The organism is Vicinamibacteria bacterium (assembly GCA_035620555.1).
GTDB lineage: Bacteria > Acidobacteriota > Vicinamibacteria > Marinacidobacterales > SMYC01 > DASPGQ01.
The window spans coordinates 1-2,830 of sequence record DASPGQ010000330.1; the positions used below are offsets into that span (position 1 = coordinate 1).

4 protein-coding genes are annotated in these 2,830 nt (G+C 65.3%); all 4 read left to right on the top strand.

Going from position 1 to position 2,830, the window contains the following annotated elements; all coding sequences use genetic code 11:
* The coding region (locus VEK15_13480; GenBank protein HXV61704.1) for a hypothetical protein at positions 1 to 273 on the top strand (273 nt) is incomplete at its 5' end.
* A gap of 45 nt (positions 274 to 318) precedes the next feature.
* A complete protein-coding gene (locus VEK15_13485; GenBank protein HXV61705.1) occupies positions 319 to 663 on the top strand; it encodes a cell division protein ZapA in 345 nt (114 codons plus the stop codon).
* A 21-nt stretch (positions 664 to 684) separates the two neighbouring features.
* Positions 685 to 1,743 (top strand): thiamine-phosphate kinase, encoded by a 1,059-nt coding sequence (gene thiL / locus VEK15_13490; GenBank protein HXV61706.1) that lies wholly within the window; start codon positions 685 to 687, stop codon positions 1,741 to 1,743.
* Positions 1,740 to 2,830 (top strand): amino acid permease (locus VEK15_13495; protein ID HXV61707.1); only part of this gene is annotated, 1,091 nt, incomplete at its 3' end. The genes thiL and VEK15_13495, both read left to right, overlap by 4 nt.

A 2,830-nucleotide genomic window follows, 5' to 3' on the forward strand; every position in this document is an offset into this window, starting at 1 on the left:
GGCGATCAGCTCTTCTACCGCAGCCGCAACCGGATGATGGTCGTTCCCATCGCCTACCGGCCCGGCCTGGATCCCGGAACGCCGAAGGTGCTGTTCGAAGGGGAGTACGAGCGCGATCCCTACAACAACGACGCCCGCAACTACGACATTTCTCCCGACGGAACGCGCTTTCTCATGATTCGACCCGAGAGAGACGCGGAAACGTCGATGCAGCAGTTGAACGTGGTGGTCAACTGGGTGGAAGAGCTGAAAACTCTGAACGCCGCGCGCTGACCGCGCCGCGTAGCAGATTTGTCCCCGGCATCGCCATCGCCTAGAATGTCGCCAACCCGCGCGATGAGCGACCAGAGTGCCAAGGACGACAATCTCGTGTCGGTCGTCATTTTCGACCGCAGCTACAAGGTTCGGGCGGAAGAAGATCCCGCCTATATCGAGGAGCTCGCCCGCTACGTCGACACCAAGATGAAGACCATAGCCGGTTCCACCGCGACCACCGACTCGTTGAAAGTCGCCATTCTCGCCGCGCTCAATATCGCCGATGAGTTCTTCAAGGCCGAACGGGATCGTCGCCGTTCCGAAGCCGAGCTCGCGGCCAAGGCCGACGAGCTGGCGGCGACACTCTCGAGCTCCCTTGGCTCACCCGCGGAACCAGAGCCGGAATAAAGAGAGCCTCCCGAGGGTTCGATGAAGCTCTCCGAGCTCGGCGAAGACGGCTTCTTGAGAGAGCTCGAGAAACGGTTGGCACCGCCTGCCGCGAGCGTGTCCGTAGGGGTCGGCGACGATGCTGCCGTCGTCTCGCTCCCGGCGGATGAGCAGCTGATCCTCACGACGGATTCCCTGGTCGAAGGGGTTCATTTCGAGCGAACGACGCTTCCACCTCGCTTCATCGGCCGACGTGCCGTTGCCGTGGCAGTGAGCGACATCGCGGCGATGGGAGGCGAGCTCGTGTCGGTGCTGCTCTCGGTCGCCGTTCCCCGAGAGCTCGAAGTCGAGATGCTCTGGGAGCTCGTCGAGGGCGCGAGTGAACGGGCGCGCGGGCTCTCAGGGAGCCTCGTCGGGGGCAACCTTTCGCGGATTTCCGGACCGATCGTGGTCGACGTCACGGCCTGCGGCCATACAGTGTCTCGGCGCGTGCTCTGCCGCTCGGGCGCCCGTGCGGGCGACGCGCTCTATCTTTCCGGCAAGATCGGGGCCTCCGGTGTCGGACTCGAGCTGCTGAGAAGAGGCGTGGCCCTCGGCCCTTCGGGAGCGCTGATCGTGCCCGAGGCTCTCCGGAGGGGGCCGATCGCGCTTGCCGAGGCCTGTATCCGCGCGCACATCGACCCCGAGCCCAGAATCGCGCTCGGGAGGAATCTCAATCGTCGACGAGCCGCTACCGCTTGCATCGACGTTTCCGACGGGCTCGTCATCGACCTCACCCGGTTGTGTCGGGCGAGCTCCGTCGGCGCCCGAATCGAGGAGACCGCTTTGCCCTTGTCACCGGGCGTTCTTGCTTGGGAGCGCGAGTGGGGCCGGGACCCCCTCTCGCGCGGGCTCCAGAGTGGAGAAGACTACGAGCTGCTCTTCGCCGTTCGCGACGAAGATCGGTTGGCGGGCCTTCGCCAGCCGGGGGAGCCCGAGCTGACGCGGATCGGCGAGGCTACGTCTGAGGCGGATCGGCTCGAGATCGTTCGACGCGACGGCTCCGTCGAGACGCTTCGTCCCGCGGGCTTTAACCACTTCGCCCCCGAGACCTCACGGTGACGAAGAAGCTCGGGCCGGCCATGGTGACCGCGCTCGTGGTGGGCAACATGATCGGCTCGGGCATCTTCTTGTTGCCCGCCTCCCTCGGACCCTTCGGGGGCATCAGCATCGTGGGCTGGGTCGTCTCCGCCATGGGCGCATGCCTTCTCGCTCTCGTCTTCGCCCGCCTCGCCCGGATCGTACGGCGCTCGGGCGGTCCGTACACCTACACGCGAGAGGGATTCGGTGAGTTCCCCGGCTTTCTCGTGGCCTGGGGTTACTGGATCTCGATATGGACGACGAACGCGGCGATCGCCGTGGCTTTCGTGAGCTATCTGACGGTGTTCTGGGGCGCGCTCGGCTCGAGCCCCCTTCTTGCCGCCGGTGTGGGGCTGGCAACGCTTTGGGTGCTCACATGGGTGAACCTCATGGGAGTTCATCCCGCCGGTGTCGTCCAACTCGTCACCACCATTCTCAAGCTCATCCCCCTGGTCGTCATCGGAACACTGGGCCTCGTGTTCGTCGATCCGTCCAACTTCATCCCGTTCAACGCGAGCGAGCAGTCTCCTTTCTCCGCGGTCACCGCCACGGTGGCGCTGACGCTCTGGGCGTTTCTCGGTCTGGAGTCGGGAACGACCCCATCGGAGCACGTGATCGATCCGGAGAGAACGATTCCGAGGGCGACGATCGTGGGGACCCTCTTGACGGCGGCGGTTTACGTCCTCGGTACCGTCGCGGTGATGGGAACGATCCCGCCCGCGGAGCTCGCGACGTCCAATGCCCCGTTCGCCGAGGCGGCGAACGTCATGTGGGGGGATTGGGCTCGTTACGCCGTCGGCGCCGGCGCCGTCGTCTCGTGCTTCGGCGCGCTCAACGGCTGGCTCCTGCTCCAGGGGCAAATCCCCTATGCGGCGGCCCGGGACGGCTTGTTCCCTCGCCCATTCGGGCTGCTTTCGGCGCGCGGGACGCCGGCTTACGGACTCGTGCTGTCGAGCGTTCTCGCGAGCGTACTCCTTGCGATGAACTATACGCGGAGCCTGGTCGAGCAGTTCACCTTCATCATCCTCCTGGCGACCCTCAACACCCTCGTGCCCTACGTCTTCTGCTC